The organism is Streptomyces sp. NPDC056224 (genome assembly GCF_042267665.1).
Lineage (GTDB): Bacteria > Actinomycetota > Actinomycetes > Streptomycetales > Streptomycetaceae > Streptomyces.
This window is the reverse complement of sequence record NZ_JBHJTK010000004.1, coordinates 240,522-265,011: the sequence shown is the minus strand read 5'-3', so window position 1 is coordinate 265,011 and position 24,490 is coordinate 240,522. Positions and strand designations below refer to the sequence as shown.

Here is a 24,490-nt window from a genome sequence, read left to right as displayed (position 1 = left end):
CTAAGCGAGGAACGTCTTGAGTTCGTGGACGAGCTTGCGTATGTGGCCGGAGAGCACCGGCGTACCGAGGTCCTTGAAGCGCTCCCGGAACCACGGGTTGACGCTGCCGCGGCCGGAGCTGGTCACCGAGCCGACCGGGATGAACTTGGCTCCGGAGCGGTGGATGGCAGCCATGGACTCGAAGAGCTGCTCGGTCCGCCATTCGTAGAAGTCGGAGATCCACACGACGACGGTGTTGCGGGGCTCGGCGATCTTCGGCTGGGCCAGCGCCATGGCGACCGTGCCGTCGGTGCCGCCGCCGAGGTTGGTGCGCAGCAGGGTCTCGAAGGGGTCGTGCACCCACGGGGTGAGGTCGAGCGCCTGCGTGTCGTACGCGATGAGGTGGACGTCCACCTTCGGGAGCCCGGCGAAGATCGACGCCAGGATGGTGCAGTTGACCATCGAGTCGACCATCGACCCCGACTGGTCCACGACGACGATCAGCCGCTGCGGCGTCGTCTTGCGGGCGGTGTGCCGGTAGTAGAGACGGTCGACGTACAACCGCTCCTCCTCCGGGCTCCAGTTGGTGAGGTTCTTCCAGATCGTGCGGTCGAGGTCGAGGTTGCGGAACACCCGCTTGGGCGGAACGGAGCGGTCCAGGGCGCCGACCGTGGCCTTCTCCACCTGGGTGCGCAGCACTTCGGCGACCTCGTCGACGAAGCGGCGGATGAGGGCCTTGGCGTTGGCGAGGGCCACGCCCGAGAGGTTGTTCTTGTCCCGCAGCAGCTGTTCGATCAGTGACATGCTCGGGGTCAGCCGCGCGGCGAGCCCGGGGTCGGCCAGCACCTCGCGCAGGTGCATCCGCTTGACGAGGTCGGCCTCGATGGCGCCGAGTTCCGGGCCTATCTCCGGGATCAGCCTGCTGAGATCGGGTGCCGCGGCGCGCCCACCGGTGCCGGTCGGGCTGACGCCCGTACCCGCGCCCCGTCCCGCGGCCCTTCCGGCGGCCCCTCCCCCGGCGCGTCCGCCGCGCAGCTCGCCGGGCTCGCAGCCGAGCGCGCGCTCCAGCCAGCCCGCGTCGGACTGCCAGCGCGTCAGCTGTCCGGCGGTGACCCTGCCGGAGGGGCAGGCGAAGACGTTCAGCAGCACCTTCGACACCAGTGCCGCGCGCCGGACCTCGGCGGCCCGGTCGCGCACTCCGTCCTCCTCCGGCGCGGGCGCCATCAGACCGTCGAATTCGGCGGCCAGCTCCGGGTGCCGCTGCACGACGGAGTCGACGGAGGCCTGCGGATCCAGCAGTGAGGACGGCAGACCGATGTCCTTGACGACGGCGACGCTCGCCGATTCCAGTGCGGCCTGCTCCTCGGGGTCGAAGAGCCGGGCGAGGAGCCGCCAGTACAGGACCTGCCGACGGTTCTCGTCGGGGTCCACCGCGGGTCCGATCATGTGCTCCGTCATTTCCGCAGCAGCCTTCCGGCCCGCTCCCGCAGGACGGCCACGGCGTCGGTGGCGGCTTTCTCCGCCTTGACCCCGGCCTTGTCCGTCGTGCCCCCGGCCCAGCCCCCGGCGTGGATCGCGACGGCCTTCTTGCGTACCGTCGTCTCGACGGCCAGGGGCTGGATCCGGTACGTCCCCGCGTCCCAGCGGAGCAGCCCTATGCACGCCCGGGAGGCCGCGACGGCGTCGGGAGTCAGCGGCCCGGCGGCCGGAACGCGGTCCGTGTCGACGGGCAGCGGGTCTCCGGCGACGGTGAAGGTCAGCTCGTCGTCGTCCTGCTGGGCGGCGTAGCCCTCCAGGAACACGGGTTCGGCGATACGAGCCGGGTGCCGGTCCAGCGGTGCGGTGGGTGCCCCGGTGGCGGCCGGCAGGGCCACACGGGCCGTCGCGAAGGCGTCGGCGGCCGTGCCCACGCGTGCGTGACCGTCGCTCCAGAGCAGGTCGCCCTCCGCGGTGACCGGCATGTCGGCGATCTCCATCGAGCGGCCGTCGCTGACGGCCGCCAGGAGCGACATGTGCGGCCGGAGCAGCTGCCAGAGGCCGGCTCCGACGACCGTGTCGGGCTTCGGCGCCGACACCCCGGCACGCACCAGGCGGGGCGCTCCGCCGTCCGCGGGCTCGAACACCGCGTGGACCTGGGCCTGAACGGCGGTCGCGTGTTCCTGCACGTCGACGCCGAGGGGAAGGAGCCGGCCGGTGACCGTGCCGGTCAGGTGTACGTCGGCGGCACCGGGCAGCGTCAGCAGCATCGCGCGCGACCACAGGTCGGCCCAGCGGCGTGCCGGGACGCGTTCCAGGGTCGCGCCCGGGCAGGACGCGGCGAGTTCGGCGGCGAAGCCGTCGAGGAGCGTCGCGAGGCGGCGCAGAGCCGGGTCGGGAAGCATCGCGGAGACGACCTGCGCCGACCCGGCGACCACGTCGTGGTCGATGCCCTGCCACCCGGAGCGCGCCAGGTCACAGAGCCAGGAGCGGGCCGCGGCGCACAGGTTCACCGGCTGCTTCTCGCCCGGCGCGGGAACGGTCTCCTCGCGGCGGGGGCGGCCCGTCACCTCCTCGACGCGGGCGGTGAGCGCGTCGTGGACGGAACCGAGGAGCGCGGTGCGGGCGGCGGCGAGGGCGAGGAAGTGGTCCTCGCCCGCCGCGCCGGCGGCCGCCTTCTCGGCCGCCTCGGCGACCGTGGAGGCCAGTGGTGTCCCCGCGACGGCGCGGGCGAGCCCGGTCAGGCCCGCGGCCTGGGCGGGCTGGGGGCGGAGCAGGCCGGCGACGAGGGCCCGGTCGAAGGCGTCGACGGCCGCCAGGGCCTCGTCGAGCCCGGGGACGGTTTCGGCGAGCAGGTCGGCACGCTCCCCCACGCTCGAACCGAGCTCACGCGGGGGCACCCCCGTCGCCACCGCCGTCCTGGTCGGCGGGAACCACTGCATCTCCGGCAACGGCGCGGTGGTCGGTGCGAGTTCCAGGTAGGCCAGGTGGCGCAGGAACCGGCTGAAGACGGGCGCGGCGGCCGTGGTGTCTCCCTGCGGCGGCCGGGCGCCCGTCATCTCGGCGGTGAGGGTGAGCGCGCTCGGCTCCCCGGCCGCCGCCTCGACCCGCAGGTAGCGGGCGACGCGCCCGGCGCCGTACTGCAGCACCGCCTCGGTGATCAGGGCCCTGATGTGATTGCAGAACGAACCGCGCGCGCCACCGCAGGGCCGGTTGTTGTTGGTGCTGCAGGCGAACGCGTAACTGCCGGCCACCACCGACGAGACGTAGACCCGCTCGATGTCCGAGCCGCTGGACACCACACCCTGCAAACGTCCGTCGGCCAGCTCGACGAACGGGACTTTGGCGAGCTTGCGCGGCCGCGCGGGTGTCATCACCCGCGCCGTGCTCGACCTCTCCCAATCTGACAACGCACCATCTCCTATGCACCAGGGGGGCGTCCGAGCCACATCGGCGGGACACCACTGAACATAGGTGCGACCACTGACAACGCCCCCTCGGTCACGGGGGCGGCCGGCCGCCGACGTCGCCCGGATCCGCCGGCTCGCCCCACCCTGCCAGTGGCCTGATCGCCAAGACCGCCTCACGGCGTTCGCCCGGTGCGACCAGCCCTGAGATCCCTGACATCCCTGACATCAAGTCCCCTGCCCGGCCCGGATCCTGGCGGTCCCTCGTGATCACTCCTCTACTCTTGTGCCCGCCGGATAGGCGATGGACGAGTGGACGGAGTGTGCGGTGCCGACGGGGGACGCGCAGGGCGGAGAGCTGGTCGGCAAGGTCCTCGGAGGCCGCTACCGGGTGACCGCCATGGTCGGGCGGGGCGGAATGGGCGTCGTCGCGCGGGCCGTTGACGAACTGCTCAACCGGGAAGTCGCCGTCAAGGTACTGCGGGCCTACACCGACGCGTCCGCCGCCGAACTGGCCGATCTGCGTGCCCGGATGCAGCGGGAGGCGCAGGCCGCCGCCCGGATCCGGCACCGGGGCGTCGTCACCGTGCACGACGTGACGGACGACGAGGGCCTGCCGGTCATCGTCATGGAACTCGTCGAGGGCCCTTCGCTCGACGACGTCCTGGCGGAACGCGGCGCCCTGGCACCGCACGAGGCCGCGGCGATCGGCGCCGAGCTGATGGACGCGCTCGACGCCGCGCACCGGGCCGGCGTGCTGCACCGGGACGTGAAGCCGGGGAACGTGCTGATGGAGCGTGGCGGCCGGGTCGTGCTCACCGATTTCGGCATAGCCAGCATGGAGGCCGGCGAGGACGACGCCATGGCCAAGCTGACCCGCAGCGGTGAGATCGTCGGGTCCCTCGACTACCTGCCGCCGGAGCGCGCGCAGGGCAGGGAGCCCGGTCCGGCCTCCGACATCTGGTCCCTCGGCATGACGTTGTACGCCGCCGTGGAGGGCACCTCGCCGTTCCGCCGCACCTCGGTCTGGTCCACGCTGTCGGCCATCGTCGGCGAACCGCTGCCCGAGCCCCGGCGGGCGGGACCGCTCGCCCCGGTCCTGCGGGCGCTGATGGCGAAGGAACCGGAGAGCCGGCCGACCGCGGACCAGGCGCGCGCGATGCTGCGGCAGGTGGCCGCGGGCAGCACGGTCCCGGCCCCTCCGGTCCCGGCCGCGCCCGCGCACGTCCCCACTCCCGCGCCCGTCAGTGCCCAACCCGCGCCCACCGCCCCGTCCGCCGCCGCGTCGTCGGCTCCCGCACCGGCCGGCTTCGGGCCGCCGCCCGCGTACCAGCAGCCACAGCCGCAGCCGTTCCCGCAGCCTCCGCACGTCGGCCCTCCGCCGCCGACCGCGCCCACGCGCCACGCCGGAGCGGCCGAGGGCCGCCCGCCGCGCCGCAGCCGTACCGTCATCGCCGCGGCGGCAGCCGCCGCCGTACTCGCCGCGGGCGGCGTCGCGTACGCCGTCACGGACGGGTACGGCGGAAGGGGCGGCGGCCGGGCGCAGGCGGCGAGGCCCGGGGCCGGTGCGGCATCGGACAGCGGTCGGCCGAGCACGGGCGGCGCGTCGGGTGGGGCGGCCGCGCCGAGCGCATCGCCCCCGGCCGGCTCCCCGGGCAAGCCCTCCGCCACGTCCTCTTCGAAGCCCGGCACGACGCCCCGGGCGTCGGCCTCCTCGGCGGCCAAGCCCACCCCGGTGCCGACGGGCTGCGGCGGCTGGAGCCACCGCGATCCCGCCCCGGGGACCTACGGCTACATGTCCGGCGACCACCACCTGGAAACCGGGCCCTACCAGACGTGTCCCGCGGTGTCCCTGGCCAAGACGGGCACGAAGCTCTGGTACCACTGCTACGTCGTCAACGCGCACGGCAACAAGTGGACCTACGTCCGCATCGACGGAACGAAAACCTCGGGCTGGATGTCCAACGACAACCTCACGAAACAGAAGGGACCGTCGACCCCCTGCTGACGGCCACCCGCCCGCACCGCAGGCCACGCCGTCACGGGCGGCGGCGGGCCGCGGGCCGGGTGAGGGTCTATCCGCCGCCGCCCGTGGGCGGCCCGTCCTCCTCCTGCGACGTCCAGCGGGTGGTGGCCCTCCCCGGCGCCAGCCGTTCCACCACTTCGGCCAGCTCCTGGCACGCCCGTTCGATCCCGCGGCGGATGGCCTTCTGCTCGGTGACGAGCGCCGACAGCAGCAACGAGGTGAGTGCGGCACTGCCGTTGAGCGCCTGGAGGTTGGCCATGGCCTGGACCAGGGTGTGGTGTTCGAAGGGACCGCGCTGGTGGATCGCCGCCGCGTTCGCCATCACGGAGACGAGCAGCATGCAGGGCGCGCTCCCCTCCAGCTGGAACCGCAGGGCCGCCCAGATGAGGAGCGGGAAGACGAGGAAGAGCAGCGCCAGCTGGCTCGTGGTCGCCAGCAGGGTGATGACGACGGCCGAGACCAGCAGGGCCGTCGCCTCGGCCCACCGGTGGGCGTCCTTGGGCAGGCCGGCTTCGCGCAGGACCAGGAGCAGCGGCGTGATCACGAGCACGCCCATGGCATCGCCCGCCCACCACGTCCACCACACGGTCCAGAATCCGCTCTGCGGCAGGCTGTCGGCGAGCACCAGCGCCCAGGCTCCGACGGTGGCGCTGATCAGCATCGGAATCAGGCCGCCCAGGAACACCAGGGCCACCCCGTCCCGGAACCGGTCGAGCGCGACGCGGAAGCCGACCCGGCGGAGCAGCAGCCAGGCGCAGACGGGAGCGAGGGTGTTGCCCGCGGCGATCGCGAGGCCGACGAGGTCGATCGGGCTGATCGACTGGATGACGAGGCAGGCACCGATCGCGATCCCCGGCCAGACGCGGATTCCCATCCAGAGCAGGCAGGCGAGGGCGATCCCCGTGGGCGGCCACAGGGGCGTGACGGTCGCGCCCTCGATCACCACCTGCTGCAGCAGGCCGACGCGTCCGCCCGCGTAGTAGGCGGCGGAGACGACGAGGATCCGGAGCACCGCCAGGCACGGACGTCGGAAGGCCTCGGTGCGCATCGCTTCATCAGACAACAGCACGGGCCCGGTGACGGGGCGTGACACGCGCTATGACGCCCTCCACGTCATCCGGTACGTCATCCGGTACGTCATCCGGTACGTCCTCCGGCCCGGGCCCGAACGTCCTCGTGGCGCAGCACGAGCACCGCGGCGTCATCCTGGTGGCCGGTGGAGTCGGCGACCTTCATCACCTCGGCGGCGAGATCGCCGGGATCCGCGCCGGCCCCCGCCCTGACCGCCTCCGCCACGCGCTCCAGCCCCGCTTCCATCGGGAACGGCGGCCCTTCGACCACACCATCGGTGACCAGGACGAACGAGCCCTCCGTCGCCAGGCTGCGTCGGGTCACGGCGTACTCCGAACCCGGCAGCACGCCCAGCGGCAGGCCACCTTCGTCCTCCACGACGCCGTACTCGCCGTCGACCGTGGCCCAGACCGCGGGCACGTGTCCGGCGCGGGCGCTCTGCAGCTCCCGGGTGACGGGGTCGAAGCGCAGGAACGTGCAGGTGGCGAAGAGATCGCAGTCCACGGACAGCAGCAGGTCATTGGCCCGGCTGAGCACCTCACCCGGGTCGGCGGCGGCAGCGGCCACCGCGCGCACGGCGATGCGCACCTGCCCCATGAAGGCGGCCGCCTCGACGTCGTGGCCCTCCACGTCACCTATGGAGAACCCCAGAGCGCCGCCGGGCAGCCGGAAGCCGTCGTACCAGTCGCCGCCTATGCTGAGGCCGTGACGGGCGGGCGCGTACCGCGCCGCCGTGCGCAGCCCCGGCAGGCTGGGAAGCGACGCCGGAAGGATCTCCCGCTGCAGCGCCTCGGCCAGCTCCACCCGAGCCTGGTGGAGCTCCGCCCCTTCCCGCGCCTGGGCCGTGAGACGCCCGAGTCTGCTCAGCAAGTCGTCCGCGGTCACCGACCGCGTGGGCCTATGGGAGGTCATGGACCGCTCCGGGGTACGCCCACGTCAGGGCCTGGCACAAAAATCACGTTCATCATATTTCGTAGACACGCCGGGCACATCACGAGCGCCCCCGCCGGGCCCTCACCGCTGTCGTGCGCGGTGGAGGTCGCGGAGCAGGGCGATCCCGGCGCCGTGGTGCGCATGCCGCGACAGCCCGCGCCGCCTGGTCGCGATGCCGACGGAGCCCGCGGGCCGCGGCGCGTCCACGCCCTGGCCGTCGGCCCCGCCGCGCCGGGCCCGGCCATCCGGGTCACCCCGCTCTCCGCATCGACGCGGTGCCCGAAGCCCCGGGCCGGCAGTTGCGCATCGTGCCGACGCACACCGCCTGTGACTGACTGACCGTGGCACAGGGCGCCGTGCGGCTGCGCACACCGGTTCAGCGGTCGCCGTGCACCGCGCGGGACGCCGAGGAACAGCGCTTCCCCATCGAACCGGTCGCCCGAGGACTACCGGGGTCCGGACCCGGCGCCGGGCCCCGGCCCGGCCCCGGCGGGTGCCGGCCGCCGCAGCAGGTAGACGCCCGCGGTCGCGACCAGGACGGCCATGCAGGCGATGAACCCCAGCCCCGCTCCCTCCAGGCCGAGCGGACCCGCCAGCACCCCGACGCCGATCACCGGCACCGAGATGCCCGCGTACGCCACCACGAACAGCGTCGAGATCACCGCGGCGCGCCGGTCCGCGGGCGAGGCCCCGGCCACCGTGGCCAGAGCCCCGCGAAACGCCAGCCCCTGCCCGGCCCCGCCGACGACCGCGCTCAGCACGACCAGGGCCAGCAGGTCCCACCGCAGCGCGCCCGCGAGCAGCGCCAGCCCGGCGAAGAGCCCGGCGCAGCCGAGCGGCAGCGACCGCCCCACCCCGACCCGGCCGACCATCAGTTGCCCGGCGGTGGACGCGAAGAAGGCCAGCGCGACGATCAGCCCGCTCACGGCGTGGTTGTCGACCCCCAGGGACTGCGAGAGGAACGCGGGGCTGACCGACGTGAACACCCCGAACAGCGCGAAGCCGACGAACGAGGCGATCGCCGCGGGCGCGAACACCGCCCGCACCTGCGCGGGCAGTCCGGGCCGCTGGGGCCGTACCGAGCTCAGCGGCTGCCGCTCCCGTACGGTCTCGGGAAGCCGCAGCAGGACGGCGGCCGAGCCGGTCACCAGTACGAGGTGCACGGCGAACGGCAGGTACAGCGGCCACGGCGCGTACTGGGCGAGCACACCGGCGATCAGCGGACCGCAGCCCAGCCCGCCCATGTTGGCGGCGGTCGCCACGAACGTGGCCCGGGCGGCTCCGCCGGACGGCGCCAGCTCCATCACGTACGCCGTGGCGGCCCCGGTGAACAGGCCGGCGGACAGGCCCGACAGCAGCCGCCCCGCGTACAGCCAGCCCAGCCCGGTGGCACACAGGAAGCAGGCGGCGCTCGCCGCCGAACACCCGAGCCCGGCCAGCAGCACCGGCCGCCTGCCCACGGCGTCCGAGGCGTCGCCCGCCAGCAGCAGGACACCGATGACCCCGAAGGCGTACACGGCGTACACGACGGTCACCGTCAGCTCGGAGAACCCGAACTTCTCCTGGTAGAGGCCGTACAGCGGGGTCGGCAGTGTGGTGCCGGCCATGCACACGGCGAACACCGCGCCGGCGAGCACGCACTGGCCCCACCCGCGGCGGACCCCGTCGGCCGGACGGGACGTCGAGGACACCGGCCTAGGACCCGGCGGACGCGATCGACGCCGTCTGCGTCGCCGCCACGACCTGCGCGTCCGCGGCCCCGCCGAACCCGGGGGCCGGTCCGCACGGCCACGACACGCGCGGTCGCTCCGGCGCGACACCCTCGCGGATCCCGCCTCCGGCGTTCCCCTCCGGCCGGTACCGCCCGCCGATCGCGGACTCCCCGCTCACCGGCGGGAGCCGGGGCCCGATCCGCCCGGGCGGCCCCGCCACGTCCCACACGCCGCCGGCCTCCGCGTCGCAGGTGCGCCGCAGCGGCACCGCACCGGCCTCGCCCGCCTCGACCCGCCGGCTGCCGACCCGCCGGTGACCTCGGCCGATCTCCTCGACGATCTCGCTCATCAGCGCTCGCTTCCTCGCAGAACGCCGACCATAACCCCCGGCAGGTGACGAAACGGTCACGCACCGCCACAGCCGGGGCAGCAGAATCGTTGAGCCACGTATGCACGAGACGACGTTCGCCGCGCAGGACAGAGCCAGGATCCCCCGACCGCCCGGGCCGTCCCCGGCCGAGTCCGGGTCACCGATCTACGACCGGCTGGTACGCGAATGGAGGCGCGCAGGCCGTACGGTACCCAGGCCGACGGGCCCGGCCGGGTGGAAGTGGGCCGAGGGCCAGGACTGGTTCGGCCGGGCCTGATCACGGAGCCCACCCGCTCTCGCGCCCCGGCCCCGCGCTGCCACACCTGGCATGGCGCTGCCACAGCTGGCATGTACACCCCCATGGGCGAGACGCCCGCGCCCCCGTGCCGGATTCGGGTCCGGCGCCGCGCCGGATTCAGTAGCGTGTGGCGCCCCGGGCAGCGGATCACGGGGAGCAGGAGGCGGTCATGCGGGGTGGAACGGTCGCCGTGGTCGGCGGAAGCATCGCGGGCTGCGCGCTGGCCACGGCGGCGGCGCGGGCGGGCGCCGGTGACGTCGTGGTACTGGAGCGCACGCGCGGGCGGCTCGCGGACCGGGGCGTGGGGCTGTGCATCAACGACGAGCGGGCCGGCGAGCTCGGGGCAAGCGGGGCACTGCCCGGGGGAATCGCGGCGCACCGGCTGGAGCGGCGGCGCTGGGTGGTCCGGGACCCCGCGCAGGCGGGTGGACGGGTGATCTGGGAACAGCCGTTCCCGTTCCACTCCTACCACTGGGGCCTGCTGTGGCGCGGGTTGCGGGAGGCGGTCCCGGACCGGGTGGTCTACCGGCAGGGCGAGACGGTGACGGGCGTGACCCGAGCCGGGGACGGAGTCGGGGCCGCGGGTGCCGAGGTGCGGCTCGCGGGTGGCGGGGCCGAGTCGTACGACCTGGTCGTCGGCGCGGACGGGTACCGCTCGGTGGTGCGCGAGGCGGTCTGCCCCGAATCCCGTCCGCACTACGCCGGGTACGTGTGCTGGCGGGGGAACTTCGACGCCGCGCGGCTGGCGGAGATCGGCGGCGCCGCGGACTCGGCGCCGGACGCGGTCACCACGGTGTGCTTCCCGGGCGGGACGTGCGTCATCTACCGCATTCCGGGGCCGGACGGGCCGCGCGTGAACTGGGTCCTCTACGCCCCTCCGCCGCGGGACGGACAGCTGCGCTTCGACGACCCCACGAGCTTCCCGCCGGGCGCCCTGACCCCCGGACTGGCCGGGCAGCTCGATGCGTTGCTCGACCGGGAGTTCCCTCCGTACTGGGGCCGCGCGCTCGCCCTGACGGACCCGGCGGACACCTTCGTCCAGCCCATCTACGACCTGGAGACCGCGCGTACCACCGCGGGCCGGCTGCTGCTCGTCGGGGACGCGGCCAGCGTGGTACGCCCGCACAACACGAGCGGCGCCGCCAAGGCCCTCCAGGACGCCACCGCGGTCGCCGGCATCTGGCGCCGCTGCGACTCCTTCGAGGAACTGCTGCGCGCCTATCAGGACGCCCGCGGCGCCGCGGGGCGGGAACTGGTCGCGCTGGCCCGTCGGCTCGGCAGCGCCCAGGTCGAGCGGACCCCTGCCTGGGCGGCCATGCACCCGCACGACATGCACACCTGGTGGCAGGGGCAGCTCGGCGGCGCCCCCGGCATCGGCGGCCAGGCCATGACGCCTCCCCGCACCTCCTGACCTGCCGTCAGTGGTGGCTCGGTGCGTGGTGCAGGAGGTCCAGTCGCTGCTGCGCCATGTGCAGGTACTTGGGGTCGACCGACGGCAAGGAGCGCAGCAGGTCCATCAGTTCGGTGCCGGCTTCGCGGACCGCCGTCCCGTCCTTCAGTTGGGTCCAGCAGTAGAGGGCGCCGGCGGCCGCCGCGTGGACCTCGGCCGCGTCCGGGCGCTGGTAGGCCAACCGGGTCCGGCCGACCCCGGTCCACAGCCGGGTCGCCAGCTGGAAATCGCCCGCCATACGGGCGAGATCGGCGCGGATCTCCACCCACTGGACCGTCTCCGGTGAGGTGAACCCGTACGCCTGCGAGGCGTGCTGTTCCCACGCCTGCGCGATCGCGGCCGCTTCCACGTGGCGGCCCGATGTGGCCAGGGCGTGGATGTGCGGCCGCGGGTCCTGGTCGGCCTCGGGCGCGGACGTGGCCGCTCGCGGCCCGGGGGCCGCCTCCGGCTGCACGGCCGGAACGGCCTGGTGGGCCGCGGCCTGTTCCGCCCACGGGGACGGAGCCGGGGCCTGGGCCGGAACCGGGGGCCGGGGCGGAACCGGGGGCTGGCCCGGGGCCTGGAGCCGGGGCGGAACCGGGAGCTGCGGCGGAGCCGGGGCCTGAGACGGGGCCGGAGCTTGGGCCGGAGCCTGGGCCGGCGCGCCGAGTTCGCGCGCGGTGGGCAGGACGAGGGCACCCGGCGGCAGCGCGGCGGCGCCCGCCGCGAGGACGTGCAGGTGAAGGTTGGCAGGCCGCGAAGGGCTGCTGCGGAGCTGGTCGATCCAGTGCCGCGTGTAGCTGCTCACGACGTTCCCGCCACCGGCGAAGCCGGGCGGTGAGACCACTCCGTACACCTCGGTGGAGGGAGCGGCGGGCAGGCTGCCGTACTCCTGCAACAGCGGCCACGCCGCCTTGTCCGCGGCGAGGTCGAGCAGCACGGTGGTCAGCCCCGGAGGCCGGCCGCCCAGCTCCGCGCCCAGCCACTCCCAGGGCAGCGCCGTGTAGCGGACCGAGGCGGCCGTCGTCCCCGCGAGGGCGAGGTGGAGCCGGCGGCTTCGGCGGTCGACCGTGAGCCGGCCGGACAGATAGACCAGCAACGGGCCCGGCGTGGCGGCGGCCGTACGCAGCCTCGTCAGCGCCGTGTTCGGGTCCCGGACCCCGTCCAGATACGTCGTGTCGCTGGGGATCGCGCTGTTCAGGAGGGCGGAGACCGGCACCACCCCGAGCGCGGCCAGGTTCGCACTGGGCGCAACCTGAACGGTGCGGCGTCGCAAGGCGACGTCCCCCGCGACGAGAAGTACATGCCCCCGCTGCTGCGTCGGCCCGATGATGTGCATGGACAGACCGTACTCACATCCTCCGGTTCCCGAAGCCGCACCCCGTGCCGTCGCCCGTGTTCACAGCCGGACGACGCCCTCCACGAACCGCTCGACGCCGCATTCGGCCGCCGTCAGGAAGAGACCGGACTCGATCAGGACCGGCGCGCGTTCGCCCGTGACGGTCCGCGGCGCCGCCGGGCGCGATGAAGCGGATCGGCACCGTCGGGACCCCGTGGGCCGCGAGCTCCGCGAGGTACGTCTCGTCAGTGTTCCGGCGCACCACCTCGGCGGGGCTGAGCGACGAGGTCACCGCGCCGACGCGGTCGGCCACACGCCGGGAATTCCGGCAGCCGGTCCGTGTACTCCCGGGCGGACCGGATCACCACGGCCTCCTGAGCGGCCCAGCCGAATCGGGCGTCGTCCCGGCCGCCCGCCGCCGCGTCGATCCCCCTCGCGGCCCGCGCCGCCCACCCGGCGGAACCCCGCCCGGTGATCCTGCGGGCCGGTGCACCGTTCCGGTGCCATGCTGGGGGAGGAAACATGGAGGCAGCCATGGGGTTGTACGCCGACCAGGTCCTGCCGCGGATCCTCGATGTCGTCTGCGGGCTCAAGACGGCGCGACCGCTGAGGCGCCGGGTGTGTCTGGGCCTGACGGGTGAGGTCGTGGAGATCGGCTTCGGTTCGGGCCACAACGTCCCCTTCTACCCGCAGGCCGTGACCGGCGTGGCCGCGGTCGAGCCGTCCGATGCCGGGTGGAAGCTCGCCGCCCGCCGCGTCGAGGCTGCGCGCGCGCCGGTGCGGCGGGCCGGACTGGACGGCCAGTCATTGCCCTTCGAGGACGACACCTTCGACACCGCCCTGTCCACCTGGACGCTGTGCACCATCCCCGATGCCGACGCGGCCCTGCGTGAGCTGCGGCGCGTCCTCAAGCCCGGCGGGACCCTGCACTTCCTCGAACACGGGCTCGCCCCGGCGGAGGACGAGAACGTACGCCGCTGGCAGCGACGGATCGAACCGGTGCACAAGCACGTGTTCGGCGGATGTCACCTCACCCGCCCGGTCGTCGCCATGCTGACCGGCGCGGGATTCCGGATCGAGGAACTCGACGTCTTCTACGAGGAAGGTGCTCCCCGGGTGATGGCCGCGGACTCCCTGGGCGTCGCCCTGTCTCCGTAGGCCTCCGCAGGTCTCCCCCGGCCCCTCGTCTTCCCGAACCGCTGCCGGGCTCAGCGGACCCAGTCGCCGGTCTGGGTCTGGACGGCCGAGCCGTCCAGGTCGGTGAGCTTGGCGGCGACGAACTCGCGGGCCCAGTCGGAGGTCTGCACCCTGAAGGCGGGCTTCTCGGCGGTCAGCGATTCGACGATCGGGGCGGCCGCCTCGGCGGAGGTCTGGGCCTGAGTGAAGGTCTTCATCGTGCGGTCGATGTACGCCTGGAGGGCCGGGGCGTACGGGCCGGCAGCGGCGAGCATCGCCGGTACGTCCACGCCCACGCTGGCGACGAACTCGCTTGCCACCGCGCCCGGTTCGATCACGGTGACGTCGACGCCGACGGTCGCGGCGACCGGGGCGAGCGACTCCATGAAGCCCTCGACCGCGAACTTGGCCGCACAGTAGGCCTCGTTGAACGGCTGGCCGATCACACCGCCGACGCTGGTGACGGTGATCACGCGGCCCTTCGACGCGCGCAGGTGCGGCAGGGCGGCCCGGGTGACCTCCACGACGCCGAAGAAGTTCACCTCCATGGTCGCGCGGACGTCGTCGAGCGTGCCCTGCTCGATCGTGCCGACCCGGCCCGCTCCCGCGTTGTTGACCACCGCGTCGAGACGGCCGTACTCGGCGAGCACCTCTTCCAGGCAGTCGGTGACGGAGCCGGCGTCGACCACGTCCAGACGCTTGACCGCGACACGGTCGGCGACGCCCGCCTCGGCGGCGGCGCGGCGGAGCGGGTCCGCCTTTCCGGTGTCGCGCATGGTCGCGATGACCTGCCAGCCGGCCTGCGCGGCCGCCACCGCGGCGGCGAGGCCGATCCCGGAGGAGGTGCCGGTGATCAGGACGGTCTTGGGGTGCGTGCTCATGAGGGTCTCCAGGCAACAGGCAGGATTTATGTGCGTGCACACACACTATAGAGATATGTGCGCGCACACGCAAACGGGTACCCTTCCCCCCATGGCCCGTTCCGACCTCACCATGGGTGACCTCACCTCCCGCGATCATGCCTTCTACGGTCTGATCTGGGCGGGCACCACGCTCTCCGCCCGCATCGACCAGGCCCTGTCCCGGGCCCACGGCCTGCCGCTGTCCTGGTTCGAGGTGATGCTCTGGCTGAACGGGCAGAGCGAGCCGGTCGCCGCCTCCGATCTGGGGGCCAAGACCCTGCTCAGCCGAAGCCAGGTCTCGCGCGTGGTCGACCAGCTCCAGGCCCGTGGCCTGGTGGAGCGGCTCCCCTCCCCCACCGACGCCCGTTCCGTGTGCGTCGCGCTCACCGCCGACGGCCGCGAGGCCTTCGCCCGGGCCGACGCCACCCGGCGCGAGGCCCTGCGGGAGGTCTTCGACGACCGGCTGGACGACGGGGACATCCAGGCGCTGGAAACCGTATGGGCCAAGCTCAAGGGCCGTGCGCATCCGTCCGCGTGAAAGAACCGCTGGCCCCACCCGTCTCACCCGTCCCACCCGTCAGGGGTTCGTGGCCGACGGCCCGGGAGAAGGCCCGGTGGCCCACGGGTCCGGGCGGGCGTACAGCGTCACCGAAACGCGGAACTCCCGTCCGGCGGCCAGGACCTGCCCGCGCGGTTCGCCGGCGGCCTCCCACGACGGCCCCCGCTCCGCCACCTCGCCCGCGCCCGCGGTGGACGGCCGTGCCACGAGGGCACAGGCTGGAGTCCGACTGCGTCAGGAGGACACCCCATGCCCGACGAGGAACCCCGTACCGAGCTGGACGAGCGCTACAGCGACGAGCGGGCGACGGCCGTGCCGTGGTCGCAGGCCGTCACCCGGCTGGCCGAGGCGGAGCTGTACTGGCTGACGACCGTACGTCCGGACGCGCGGCCGCACGTCACCCCGCTGATCGGCGTCTGGTCGGACGGCGCGCTGCACTTCTGCACGGGCCCGGAGGAACGCAAGGCCAAGAACCTCCGGGGCAACGCGCACGTCGTCCTCACCACCGGGTGCAACGCCCTCCACGAGGGCTTCGACCTGGTCGTCGAAGGCGAGGCGGCCCGCGTGACGGACCCCGGCCGGCTGCGCGAGCTCGCCGCGGCCTGGGAAGCGAAGTACGGCCCCGAATGGCATTTCAACGTGGGCGACGGCGTGTTCGTCGTCCCCGGAGCGGGCGAGGCCCTGGTCTTCTCGGTTCCCCCGCGCACGGCTTTCGGCTTCGGCAAGAGCGGCTACAGCCAGACGCGCTGGCTCTTCTCCTGACCTGACCTTCCGGCTGGCCGGGAGCGGGCCCGGAAATGGCGTTGTTCCGGCCCCGTGACACGCATTACGATCACTCGCGTGACTGCCGGGTCGGCCATGGGCCATACACGAGTGGGACTCCCGGCCTCCGCGTGAGCGCGAGGCGGGCACGAGGCCCGCCACTTCTCCGCGTCTTTGCTTCCAGCGCCCCGCGCGGCGCTCCGTTCCAGCGGATCCCGAAGACCCGGAGAAACATCACCGATGTCGCACGACCAGCAGTACTCGCACGCATGCGAGCCCGAGACGGTGACCGCCGTCCAGCTGAACCACATCGCCGTCTACGCCAACGACCGGCACCTGTCGGCCGAGTTCCTCGCCGCGGTCCTGGGGCTGGAGGTCGGCCGCCCGTTCGGGCCGTTCCTCCCCGTGGACCTCGGCAACGGCGTGACGATCGACTACTACGAGAAGCGTGACGAGCCGATCCAGTCGCAGCATTACGCGTTCCTGGTGCCCGACGTACAGTTCGACACCGTGATCGCCCGGCTGGAGGCCGTCGGCGTCACCTACTACGCCGATCCGAGCCACACCGAACCCGGACGGATCAACCACCTGTTCGGCGGTCGCGGTGCGTACTTCGACGACCCGGACGGCCACAACATGGAGATCATGACGCGGCCGTACGTGCGGCCGTAGCGCGCGAGGACGGTGGCACGTGGCCCCCCGGCAGCCCGGCGGCTTCCGGGGGCCCGCTCACTCCCCGTGATCGCACGGCGATGCGGTCTCGGCGCGCGGCCCGCATGATGAAGCTGCGGGTCGGCCTGCCGAAGGGAGCGAAATGCACGCGGAGAGGTACCAGCTGGTGATCCCCGATGGCGTCGCGGACGGCCAGGACGTGGTGGTGGTGACCCGTACGGACCGCAGCGGCCCCGGCGGGCATCCGGTCTACTCCGACGAGACCGGCATCGTCCAGGCGGAGATCAGCGACCAGGGCGAAGTCCGGATGCTCCCGTCGAGCAGCCAGCAGGTACCCGCCCAAGGGGTCCAGGCCCGCCCGCTGCCGGACTGACGGAGCAGGGCGTTCCCGGCCCCGGCGCCGGCCTCCTCGCGGGGTCGGCCCGTGAGGACGCCGCAGAGCGCGGCTACCGGGACTCTGTCCTCATCGGACGGCGGTGTGCCCGGACCGGCTTGCCGGGTCGGTGAAGGTCACGGTGGTCACGGTGGTCACGGACGGGCCGGGGAGTCACGGTGGAGACCCCGCCCCCGGGCTGGTCGAACCCGAGCCGCCCGCGGTCCGCGGCCGGTCGAAGTCGTCGGTGGCCGTCACGGCGAACGTCCGGATCCCGGCGCCGAGTTCCCCCGTCCGGCCCATCCGGGCGCTGCTGCGGCCCGTGGCCGACACGGCGTCCCGTACCGCCGCCGCGCGGACGGCGCACGGAGACGGCTGCGGCCGGTTCCCGGACGCGGCCGTGCTGTCCGGGCATCCAGCGGCTCACAGGAGCCCGGGCGCGGTGTGCCGAGAACGACGGGTGGCGAGAACGATGGGGCGACGCACGTCTTCCCCGGAGGGGTGGCCGTGCATTCCACCGATCGGGGCTGGGGGCGCCCGCTCCTCATCCGTCCGGCCACGGCTCGGGGCTGCCGCCGGCTCCCTGTACGCTCGGTGGATGGCGAAGTACTTCGACGTGCACCCCGAAAATCCCCAGCCGCGCACCATCGGCAATGTCGCGGACAGCATCCGCTCGGGCGCGCTCGTCGCCTACCCCACGGACTCGTGCTTCGCACTGGGCTGCCAGGTGGGCAACCGCGACGGCATGGCCCGGATCCGGTCGATCCGCAATCTCGACGACCGGCACCACTTCACCCTCGTGTGCCAGAACTTCGCGCAGCTGGGCCAGTTCGTGTACCTCGACAACGACGTGTTCCGCGCGATCAAGGCGGCGACGCCCGGCCCGTACACCTTCATCCTCCGCGCGACGGGCGAGGTACCGCGCCAGCTGCTCCACCCGAAGAAGAAGACGGTCGGAGTCCGGATTCCCGACCACGTCGTCACTCAGGCGCTGCTGGCCGAACTCGGTGAACCCCTGCTCTCCAGCACCCTGCTGCTGCCCGACGAGGACGAGCCCATGACGCAGGGCTGGGAGATCAAGGAGCGGTTGGAGCACCTGGTGGACGCCGTGCTCGACTCGGGTGACTGCGGGACCAGGCCCACCACCGTCATCGACTATTCCAGCGGCGAGGCCGAGATCGTGCGTCCCGGGGCGGGCGACACCTCGCGCTTCGAGTAGGCGGCCTCGACGTCCCGGCCGGACGGCCACCCGGTCGGTCGGGTCCGGGGCCGCGGCCATGGCAGAGTGGGCCGGATGACCACGAAGCGCGCTCCGGCCCCCGGCGATTTCCTTGCGGCGAAGGATCTCGTCTACGACCCCTGCGGGTTCAGCTGCTCGCCGCCGGTCCCCGAACCCGAGAGCGCCGCGTACGCCGCCTGCGAGTTCACCCTCGACGGCCGCTCCGTCCGGTTCCGCGCGGCCAGGACCACACCGACCAAGGTCGGCCAGTTCGTCACCGTGTGGAAGAGGTCCCCGGGCGGCCCGATCCAGCCCTTCGACGCGGCGGATCCCATCGACCTGTTCGTCATCGCCACCCGCGACCAGGATCATGCCGGCCAGTTCGTCTTCCCGCCGGAGGCGCTCCGCCGTAGGGGCGTCCTCTCCACGGACGGTTCCGGCGGGAAGCGGGCCTTCCGCGTCTACCCGCCCTGGGTGACCACGACCAACCGTCAGGCCGGCGCCGCGCAGGCGTGGCAGCTGGAGTACTTCCTGAGTCTCGACGGGCCCGTGGACACGGCCCGCGCCCGGGAGCTCTACCGGGCGCGTCCCTGACCGCCGGGCGGACGGCCGCTACGCGGCCATCGCGAGTTCGCGCACCGTCGCCATGTCGCTGAAGGGAATCAGTTCCTCGCCGACGATCTGGTGCGGTTCGCTCCCCTTGCCGGCGATCAGCACCGTGTCCTCGGGACCGGCGACGGACAGCGCGAAGGCGATGGCCTGCCGACGGTCGGGGAAGCGTTCGAAGGGTGTACCGGTCTCCACGAGGCCGGGGGTGATCTGGTCGAGGATCGCCCCGGGGTCCTCGTTGCGGGGATTGTCCGAGGTGAGGACGCACAGGTCCGACCCGGTCCCGGCGATGCTCCCCATCTCGGCGCGCTTGGTGGTGTCCCGGTCCCCGCCACAGCCGAAGACGGTGATGATCCGGCCGCGGGCGAAGCCCCGGATCGTGGTCAGGACCTTGTTCAGGGAGTCCGGCGAGTGCGCGTAGTCGACGATCACCGATGTTCCGAGCGGGGTCTGGAAGCGCTCGAACCGGCCGGGGACGGGCGGCATCCGGTCCAGGGCGGCGACCAGGGGGCCGAGATCGTGGCCCAGCAGGTGGCAGGCCGCCAGGGTGCCCAGTGCGTTGGCCACCGAGAACCGGCCGGGGACGGGGATCGAGGCCGGATAGGCGCGCCCGCCGTGGTGAAGCGTGAAGCGAGTGCCGGACGCGCTCACGACGAGGTCCGTGGCCCGGTAGTCCGCCGGTGCGTCCAGGGCGTACGTGGTCACCGCCTCCGGCATCATCGCCGGGATCCGGGCGCCCACCGGGTCGTCCACGTTGACCACCGCGTGCCGGCACAGCCCCTGGAACAGGCGCAGCTTGGCATCCCGGTAGTTCGCCATCGTGCCGTGATCGTCCAGATGGTCCTGCGTCAGGTTGGTGAAGACTCCGACGTCGATGAACGTCCGGTCCACGCGGTGGTTCAGCAGGGCCATGGACGTGGCTTCGAGCACCGCGCTGCCGGTCCCGCGGTCACGCATGTATCCCAAGAGGTACTGGAGGTCCGGCGATTCCGGCGTGGTCAGCACCGATCGCGGCATCGGGATGGGCTCGTCGCCGATCCGGCTGCCCGCCGTCCCGATCACCCCCACTTTCGCGCCCTCCGCGATCCGCAGGACGGACTCGACCATGTACGACACCGATGTCTTGCCGTTGGTACCGGTGATCGCCACCATGTCCATCTGGCGACCCGGTTCGCCGAAGTAGCGGGAGGCCACGACCCCGGCGGCCGTCCGGGTGCTCGGCACACGCACGGCGCACGCGTCGGACGGCCACATCGGTACGGGGAGATCCGGTCCGTCGCCGTCGACGATCACCGCCGCTGCGCCACGTGCGAGCGCGGCGGGGACCGAGTCGGGACCACCCTCCTCGTGGCCCGGCACGGCGATGAACACCGAACCCGGCATGACCCGTTCCACGTCGAAGGTGATTCCCGCGGTGATCGGGGTCTTCGCCGGGTCACCCCGCAGAACGTGGTGCTCCTGCCCGGCCAGCAACTCGCTCAGCTTCACAATGATCCCTTCGAAGCGGCTCGGCCCCGATCGTGCGGGCCTCGGCCGGGCGGCGGTCTCCGACGGCACGCCGGGGACCGCGGTGGTGACGTCGTCCGTCCGAAGCCGGACGCGGCGGCTCGTCGCGGCGGGAAAAGAGCCCTGCCGGACGTACGGGATACGAGAGGAGCTGCGAACCGGCAGCGAGGACCGGCACGAACCTGCGGGAAATCGCTAGCCGTGGCCGTGCAGGGCGATGCGGCGCGTCTCGGGCGCCTCCGGGCACAGCGCGGAGGCGGCCCGCGGCGGGCACTGCCTCGTCTTACGTGTGCGACCCATGGGCCGAGTGTACGGCCGGCGGGGCGGTCCGGAATCCACACGGCGGCCGCGGGCCCCCGTGGGGGTTCGCGACCGCCGAGGAGCGGTACCGGCCCGTCCCGTGATCAGCGCTCGTAGTTCGTGAGGACGCAGCCCTCGACCTGGGACTTCTCCAGTCGGTAGCCCGCCGGGGCACTGAAGCCCGGCTCACAGTTCAAGGCGAGGAACTGCAGCTGGTAGAGGCCGTTGCGGGTGTCCCGGCTGTTGGTCTCCACGGCGATGTTCTCGCCGACCAGGAGCCTGCTGGCGGTCGCCTTGACGCGGCCGTCGTCCTTCAGGTCCGCCTGCTGGGCGGCCTTCGCCTTGCTCTGCAGGGTCTTCATGTCACGGACGACGTCCAGCCAGTTCAGGTTGTGGGCACGCCGCTCTCCCGCCGCCTCACCGCACACGGCCCGGTCCTTGACGCCCCATCCGAGCGGGTCCCCGACCACGACCGGCAGGTAGTCGATCGACTCGACGGCGACGGCGTCGGGAGCGGTGGACATGTTCGTGCAGTCGACGGTGTGCGGGTGGACCAGCTTCTTCAGCTCGTCGAGGCTGCCGGCCCGGGGCAGGCCGAGGCTGCCCTTCGCCGGCTGGCCCGGCTTCCCGGGCTCCCCGCCCGCGGCGGCCGGGTCGTCCTGCGGGGTCTCGAAGTTCGGGCTGCCGCTGCCGTCCGAACTCCCGACGAAGTCGCTGAGCACGCAGCCCTCCACCAGCGCCTGCTCCTTCTTGTACCCCTTGGGCACGCCGAAGGTCGGGTTGCAGGTGAGGATGCGCAGGTCCGACCGGGCGAGGGCGAGGGCCGTCTTGGTCTCGGTCGGGGTGACGGCGTAGTTCTTGCCGACGAACACCCGGCTGTTCAGCCCGTACGTCGCCTTGCCGGCCGCGATCTGGTCCATGACGCGCTGCTTGTAGCCCGCCTGGAACTCCTTCATGTCCGAGGCCATGTAGAAGATCATCTCGCCGTGCTCGACGCGGTCGCTGCACACGCCCCGCTCGGTCACCGACCATTTCCCGACCGTGGTGAGGTCGGTCAGAGGCAGTCGGCTGTCGTCGGCCTGTGTACCCATGTTCTCGCACGACGCGTACCGCTGGACGTACTTCTGCGCTTCGGCCAGGGACGCCGGTGCCGCTTCCGGGGCGCCGGCGATGGCCGTCGGCACCGTGCCCGCCGCCACGGGCTTGGCGTCCTCGCACGCGGCGAGTGCGGGGAGCGAAGCGAGGAGGGCGGTCACGGCGAGTATCCGCTGGATGCGCATGTGCTGCTTTCGTCGACGGTGGGCACCAGAAGGACTCTGGCGTGCACATGCTAGGTCGCAGCACTGAAGTCGATCAAAGCCGGCTGACGGGACGACGGTCTCATGTCCTGTGGAGATGACCGGAGTTCACCGCTCAGCGGCGGAGCGCCGCCTCCGCTCCCGCGATGACCGTGCCCATCGAGCAGGTGAGCATGACGGCTCGCACCCGGCCGGCGCAGGTGAGGGCGGACTGGAGCCGTTCCAGCAGTCCCTCCTGCCCGGGATCCGGCACGGTGTCCGGGGCGCCGGAGCCGCGTGGGACCGCGCAGCGGGCGCAGTGGGCACGGTCACTGTCGGTGCCGGTGCCGGTGTTGGTGCCGGTGTCGTCGAGCCAGTAGGCGCCGTCGAGCACCGCGTACGTCTGGTGGATGGCTTCCATGCCCCTGCAACGGCCGCGGGAACGTCTCGGGCACGAGCCGACGGCCGGTCGCAACCTAATCGGTATCAGCCACGCCCCCGCACACGGCGGTTCGGCCAGGACCCCAGCCGGCTCCTCGCCGGATGGCTAGCCGGTGCGGGCCGCCGACACCTGGTCTATGCGCAGGGCCAGCTGGAGTTCCAGTGCCCGCTCCGGGCGTTGCCAGTCCCGTCCGAGCAGGCGGCCGATGCGGTCCAGGCGCTGGACCACCGTGTTGATGTGGACGTGCAGTTCCACGCTGGTCTTGGCCTGGCTCATGCCCAGCGCGAAATAGGTGCGCAGGGTGCGGGTGAGGTCGGTGCCGCGCTTGGCGTCGTAGTCGAGCAGCGGGCCCACGGTCTGGCGTACGTATCCGCCCAGGTCCGTCCGTTCGCCGAGCAGCAGGCCGACGAAGCCCAGGTCGGCCAGGGCGGCCCCGGTCCCCCGGTTGCCGAGGGCGTGCAGGGCGGCCAGGCAGCGGCGCGCTTCCGCGTGCGCGTCGGCGAAGTCGGGCGTGCCGGTCACCGGGCGGCCCGCCGCCCCGACGGTGACCGGCACGGCCACGGCCTGGCCCAGCTCCGCGGCGAGCGCGGCGGCGCTCGTACTGGGGTCCTCCGAGGGACAGATGAGGACCACGTCGTCGTGGTGCTGCCCGGCCAGCCCCTTGCGCGCCTGGGCGGTACGGGCGGCCGCGGCCAGCAGCCGCGGGCGGGGGACGGCGTCCGCGTGGAGGACGAACACCGCGTGCGGCCGGCCGAGGTCCACGCCGAGCCGGCGGGCGCGGGCCGACAGGCCCACGGGGTCGGCGACGCGGCCCAGGAGGTCGCCCAGCAGTTCGCCGCGTACGCGGTCTTCGGTCTCGGCGACCGAACGGCGCAGGAGCAGGAGCAGGGCGGTGACGACGCTGGCCCGTTCGAAGAGCCGGCGGTCCGCGTCGGTGAGGTCGGGGCGGCCGGTGAGGGCGATGCTGCCGAGGAGTTCGTGTCCGGCGAGCACCGCGCACACCCAGGTGCCCTGGACGGGAACCGCGCGGCCACCCGCCCGGGACGTTGCCACGGCCTGGGGCGACGGGGGCTGCGGGTCCGCACCCGCCCGGGCGAGTTCGGTTCCGTCCGCGTCGTGGATGAGCATGCCGCCCTGCAGGACGGTGCCGATGGCGGTGGCCACTTCGGTGATCCCCGCACCGCGCAGTACCAGGTCGGTCAGCCGGTCGTGGGCGTCCTCGGCCCGCCTCATGGCCTGGTTGTGGGCCTCGATCGTCTGGGAGGCCGCGTTGAGGTCGACCAGCGCGGTGCGCGTCTCCTCCAGGAGCCGGGCGCCGTCGATGGCGATGGCGGCGTGGTCGGCGAGGGAGGCCAGCAGGGCGACCTCGTCCGGGGTGAAGGTACGGGCTGTGCGGTCGGCGGCGTAGAGGACGCCGATCACCCGGGTGCCCAGGCGCAGCGGAACGCCGAGTATGGCCCGGAGGCCCTCTTCGGCGACGGCACCGTCGATGGTGGCGGTGTGCTTGAAGCGCGGGTCGTCGCGGTAGTCGCCGGTGGTGTACGGGCGGGCCGTCTCGGCGACGAGTCCGCCCAGGCCCTCCCCCATGCCCAGTCGTACCTGCTGGAACGCGGCGGAGACGGAGCCGTCGGTCACCCGCATGTAGGTGTCGCCGGCCTCGTCGTCGTTGAGGGAGAGGTAGGTGACGTCCGTACCGAGGAGGAGTTTGGCCCGGTGGACGATGGCCCGCAGGACGGCGTCCGGGTCGCGCAGTGCCGCAAGGTCTCCGGCGGTGTCGAAGAGGGCCGCCAGTTCGGCTTCGCGCCGGCGGTGCTGGCTGAGGGTGCGGCGGATGGCGAGCGCCACCTGGGTGGCCTCGGTGATCGCCCTCGTCCGCGACGCGGAGAGGTTCGCCTGCCGGGCCGCTTCGGCCGGCAGCGCGAAGTCCTCGGCCGGTGCGCCCTGCGCCAGCAGGTCCAGCAGCTGGCGCAGGGCGCTCCACGCCTCGCCGTCGCCGGGGCTCTTCACGGTGGTCGGCATGTCGGGTTCTCCGTGTTGCTTGACGCGGGGCGTGGGGGGGGGGGGGGCCCCCCGGGGGGCCCCCCCCCCGCCGGGGGGTATTCCGCGCGGCGGCCCCCCCAACCGCGCCCGCCGGGCGGCGGCCGGGGACCCGC

Annotated in this window: 22 protein-coding genes and 1 pseudogene; 9 read left to right on the top strand and 14 right to left on the bottom strand. The window is 73.2% G+C overall.

Annotation, left to right across the window (positions count from 1 at the left end):
• The 3 genes and pseudogenes from ACFCZ1_RS08555 to ACFCZ1_RS08545 all read right to left on the bottom strand — a co-directional run.
• The gene (locus ACFCZ1_RS08555; RefSeq protein ID WP_376677633.1) at positions 1–1,437 is read right to left on the bottom strand and encodes a VWA domain-containing protein; all 1,437 of its coding nucleotides are present in this window, start codon (positions 1,435–1,437) and stop codon (positions 1–3) included.
• Complete coding sequence (locus ACFCZ1_RS08550; RefSeq protein WP_376677711.1) at positions 1,434–2,855, bottom strand: hypothetical protein; 1,422 nt, start codon at positions 2,853–2,855, stop codon at positions 1,434–1,436. The genes ACFCZ1_RS08555 and ACFCZ1_RS08550 overlap by 4 nt, the downstream gene beginning before the upstream one ends.
• An 18-nt stretch (positions 2,856–2,873) precedes the next feature.
• A pseudogene (locus ACFCZ1_RS08545) lies at positions 2,874–3,329 on the bottom strand (hypothetical protein); the annotation flags it as partial.
• A gap of 337 nt (positions 3,330–3,666) precedes the next feature.
• Between ACFCZ1_RS08545 and ACFCZ1_RS08540 the strand changes: the two are divergent.
• Entirely contained in the window at positions 3,667–5,370 is a 1,704-nt protein-coding gene (locus ACFCZ1_RS08540; protein ID WP_376677632.1) for a serine/threonine-protein kinase, read from the top strand.
• A gap of 67 nt (positions 5,371–5,437) precedes the next feature.
• On the opposite strand, the gene ACFCZ1_RS08535 is transcribed toward ACFCZ1_RS08540, so the two are convergent.
• The 4 genes from ACFCZ1_RS08535 to ACFCZ1_RS08520 all read right to left on the bottom strand — a co-directional run bounded on the left by ACFCZ1_RS08535 (position 5,438) and on the right by ACFCZ1_RS08520 (position 9,453).
• Entirely contained in the window at positions 5,438–6,436 is a 999-nt protein-coding gene (locus ACFCZ1_RS08535) for an MASE1 domain-containing protein (protein WP_376677631.1), read from the bottom strand.
• An 89-nt stretch (positions 6,437–6,525) separates the two neighbouring features.
• The gene (locus tag ACFCZ1_RS08530) at positions 6,526–7,371 is read right to left on the bottom strand and encodes a PP2C family protein-serine/threonine phosphatase (protein WP_376677630.1); all 846 of its coding nucleotides are present in this window, start codon (positions 7,369–7,371) and stop codon (positions 6,526–6,528) included.
• Between the two features lie 467 nt (positions 7,372–7,838).
• Complete coding sequence (locus ACFCZ1_RS08525; protein ID WP_376677629.1) at positions 7,839–9,083, bottom strand: MFS transporter; 1,245 nt, start codon at positions 9,081–9,083, stop codon at positions 7,839–7,841.
• A gap of 4 nt (positions 9,084–9,087) precedes the next feature.
• The gene (locus tag ACFCZ1_RS08520; protein ID WP_376677628.1) at positions 9,088–9,453 is read right to left on the bottom strand and encodes a hypothetical protein; all 366 of its coding nucleotides are present in this window, start codon (positions 9,451–9,453) and stop codon (positions 9,088–9,090) included.
• Between the two features lie 488 nt (positions 9,454–9,941).
• Here ACFCZ1_RS08520 and ACFCZ1_RS08515 point away from each other — a divergent pair, with 488 nt between their 5' ends.
• Entirely contained in the window at positions 9,942–11,183 is a 1,242-nt protein-coding gene (locus ACFCZ1_RS08515; RefSeq protein WP_376677627.1) for an FAD-dependent monooxygenase, read from the top strand.
• Positions 11,184–11,190: 7 nt separating this feature from the next.
• Here the strand turns inward: ACFCZ1_RS08515 and ACFCZ1_RS08510 are convergent, their stop codons facing one another.
• Positions 11,191–12,540 carry a hypothetical protein gene (locus ACFCZ1_RS08510; protein ID WP_376677626.1) on the bottom strand — a complete coding sequence of 450 codons (1,350 nt, stop codon included), beginning with the start codon at positions 12,538–12,540 and terminating at the stop codon, positions 11,191–11,193.
• A 522-nt stretch (positions 12,541–13,062) separates the two neighbouring features.
• Between ACFCZ1_RS08510 and ACFCZ1_RS08505 the strand changes: the two genes are divergently transcribed.
• Positions 13,063–13,698 carry a class I SAM-dependent methyltransferase gene (locus ACFCZ1_RS08505; RefSeq protein ID WP_376677625.1) on the top strand — a complete coding sequence of 212 codons (636 nt, stop codon included), beginning with the start codon at positions 13,063–13,065 and terminating at the stop codon, positions 13,696–13,698.
• Positions 13,699–13,748: 50 nt separating this feature from the next.
• On the opposite strand, the gene ACFCZ1_RS08500 is transcribed toward ACFCZ1_RS08505, so the two are convergent.
• Complete coding sequence (locus ACFCZ1_RS08500; protein ID WP_376677624.1) at positions 13,749–14,597, bottom strand: SDR family oxidoreductase; 849 nt, start codon at positions 14,595–14,597, stop codon at positions 13,749–13,751.
• 91 nt (positions 14,598–14,688) lie between these two features.
• Here ACFCZ1_RS08500 and ACFCZ1_RS08495 point away from each other — a divergent pair, with 91 nt between their 5' ends.
• A complete protein-coding gene (locus tag ACFCZ1_RS08495) occupies positions 14,689–15,156 on the top strand; it encodes a MarR family winged helix-turn-helix transcriptional regulator (RefSeq protein ID WP_376677623.1) in 468 nt (155 codons plus the stop codon).
• Between the two features lie 39 nt (positions 15,157–15,195).
• Here ACFCZ1_RS08495 and ACFCZ1_RS08490 read toward each other — a convergent pair whose 3' ends face one another.
• Complete coding sequence (locus ACFCZ1_RS08490; protein WP_376677622.1) at positions 15,196–15,384, bottom strand: hypothetical protein; 189 nt, start codon at positions 15,382–15,384, stop codon at positions 15,196–15,198.
• Between the two features lie 42 nt (positions 15,385–15,426).
• Between ACFCZ1_RS08490 and ACFCZ1_RS08485 the strand changes: the two genes are divergently transcribed.
• From ACFCZ1_RS08485 to ACFCZ1_RS08465, 5 genes are all read left to right on the top strand, one after another.
• A complete protein-coding gene (locus ACFCZ1_RS08485) occupies positions 15,427–15,939 on the top strand; it encodes a pyridoxamine 5'-phosphate oxidase family protein (RefSeq protein WP_376677621.1) in 513 nt (170 codons plus the stop codon).
• Positions 15,940–16,179: 240 nt separating this feature from the next.
• Positions 16,180–16,611 (top strand): VOC family protein, encoded by a 432-nt coding sequence (locus tag ACFCZ1_RS08480; protein WP_376677620.1) that lies wholly within the window; start codon positions 16,180–16,182, stop codon positions 16,609–16,611.
• Between the two features lie 142 nt (positions 16,612–16,753).
• Positions 16,754–16,984: a DUF6296 family protein gene (locus tag ACFCZ1_RS08475; protein WP_376677619.1), complete on the top strand. Its 231-nt coding sequence runs from the start codon at positions 16,754–16,756 to the stop codon at positions 16,982–16,984.
• Positions 16,985–17,582: 598 nt separating this feature from the next.
• Positions 17,583–18,203 carry an L-threonylcarbamoyladenylate synthase gene (locus ACFCZ1_RS08470; RefSeq protein WP_376677618.1) on the top strand — a complete coding sequence of 207 codons (621 nt, stop codon included), beginning with the start codon at positions 17,583–17,585 and terminating at the stop codon, positions 18,201–18,203.
• A gap of 75 nt (positions 18,204–18,278) precedes the next feature.
• Complete coding sequence (locus tag ACFCZ1_RS08465) at positions 18,279–18,797, top strand: MepB family protein (protein ID WP_376677617.1); 519 nt, start codon at positions 18,279–18,281, stop codon at positions 18,795–18,797.
• An 18-nt stretch (positions 18,798–18,815) separates the two neighbouring features.
• Here the strand turns inward: ACFCZ1_RS08465 and ACFCZ1_RS08460 are convergent, their stop codons facing one another.
• From ACFCZ1_RS08460 to ACFCZ1_RS08445, 4 genes are all read right to left on the bottom strand, one after another.
• Positions 18,816–20,300, bottom strand: coding sequence for a UDP-N-acetylmuramoyl-L-alanyl-D-glutamate--2,6-diaminopimelate ligase (locus ACFCZ1_RS08460; RefSeq protein WP_376677616.1), 1,485 nt, complete (start codon positions 20,298–20,300; stop codon positions 18,816–18,818).
• Between the two features lie 422 nt (positions 20,301–20,722).
• Entirely contained in the window at positions 20,723–21,898 is a 1,176-nt protein-coding gene (locus tag ACFCZ1_RS08455; protein ID WP_376677615.1) for a hypothetical protein, read from the bottom strand.
• 133 nt (positions 21,899–22,031) lie between these two features.
• Positions 22,032–22,316 carry a hypothetical protein gene (locus ACFCZ1_RS08450; RefSeq protein WP_376677614.1) on the bottom strand — a complete coding sequence of 95 codons (285 nt, stop codon included), beginning with the start codon at positions 22,314–22,316 and terminating at the stop codon, positions 22,032–22,034.
• A 126-nt stretch (positions 22,317–22,442) separates the two neighbouring features.
• Complete coding sequence (locus tag ACFCZ1_RS08445; RefSeq protein WP_376677613.1) at positions 22,443–24,356, bottom strand: helix-turn-helix domain-containing protein; 1,914 nt, start codon at positions 24,354–24,356, stop codon at positions 22,443–22,445.
• Positions 24,357–24,490 lie beyond the last annotated feature (134 nt).

Bases quoted from the DNA above. Each gene is read 5' to 3' on its own strand.
- ACFCZ1_RS08540 (WP_376677632.1), top strand. From the start codon at position 3,667: ATGGACGAGTGGACGGAGTGTGCGGTGCCGACGGGGGACGCGCAGGGC.
- ACFCZ1_RS08500 (WP_376677624.1), bottom strand. From the start codon at position 14,597: ATGAGCACGCACCCCAAGACCGTCCTGATCACCGGCACCTCCTCCGGG.
- ACFCZ1_RS08535 (WP_376677631.1), bottom strand. From the start codon at position 6,436: ATGCGCACCGAGGCCTTCCGACGTCCGTGCCTGGCGGTGCTCCGGATC.
- ACFCZ1_RS08475 (WP_376677619.1), top strand. From the start codon at position 16,754: ATGCACGCGGAGAGGTACCAGCTGGTGATCCCCGATGGCGTCGCGGAC.
- ACFCZ1_RS08480 (WP_376677620.1), top strand. From the start codon at position 16,180: ATGTCGCACGACCAGCAGTACTCGCACGCATGCGAGCCCGAGACGGTG.
- ACFCZ1_RS08515 (WP_376677627.1), top strand. From the start codon at position 9,942: ATGCGGGGTGGAACGGTCGCCGTGGTCGGCGGAAGCATCGCGGGCTGC.
- ACFCZ1_RS08470 (WP_376677618.1), top strand. From the start codon at position 17,583: ATGGCGAAGTACTTCGACGTGCACCCCGAAAATCCCCAGCCGCGCACC.
- ACFCZ1_RS08455 (WP_376677615.1), bottom strand. From the start codon at position 21,898: ATGCGCATCCAGCGGATACTCGCCGTGACCGCCCTCCTCGCTTCGCTC.
- ACFCZ1_RS08555 (WP_376677633.1), bottom strand. From the start codon at position 1,437: ATGACGGAGCACATGATCGGACCCGCGGTGGACCCCGACGAGAACCGT.
- ACFCZ1_RS08445 (WP_376677613.1), bottom strand. From the start codon at position 24,356: ATGCCGACCACCGTGAAGAGCCCCGGCGACGGCGAGGCGTGGAGCGCC.
- ACFCZ1_RS08530 (WP_376677630.1), bottom strand. From the start codon at position 7,371: ATGACCTCCCATAGGCCCACGCGGTCGGTGACCGCGGACGACTTGCTG.
- ACFCZ1_RS08520 (WP_376677628.1), bottom strand. From the start codon at position 9,453: ATGAGCGAGATCGTCGAGGAGATCGGCCGAGGTCACCGGCGGGTCGGC.
- ACFCZ1_RS08450 (WP_376677614.1), bottom strand. From the start codon at position 22,316: ATGGAAGCCATCCACCAGACGTACGCGGTGCTCGACGGCGCCTACTGG.
- ACFCZ1_RS08510 (WP_376677626.1), bottom strand. From the start codon at position 12,540: ATGCACATCATCGGGCCGACGCAGCAGCGGGGGCATGTACTTCTCGTC.
- ACFCZ1_RS08495 (WP_376677623.1), top strand. From the start codon at position 14,689: ATGGCCCGTTCCGACCTCACCATGGGTGACCTCACCTCCCGCGATCAT.
- ACFCZ1_RS08465 (WP_376677617.1), top strand. From the start codon at position 18,279: ATGACCACGAAGCGCGCTCCGGCCCCCGGCGATTTCCTTGCGGCGAAG.
- ACFCZ1_RS08505 (WP_376677625.1), top strand. From the start codon at position 13,063: ATGGAGGCAGCCATGGGGTTGTACGCCGACCAGGTCCTGCCGCGGATC.
- ACFCZ1_RS08485 (WP_376677621.1), top strand. From the start codon at position 15,427: ATGCCCGACGAGGAACCCCGTACCGAGCTGGACGAGCGCTACAGCGAC.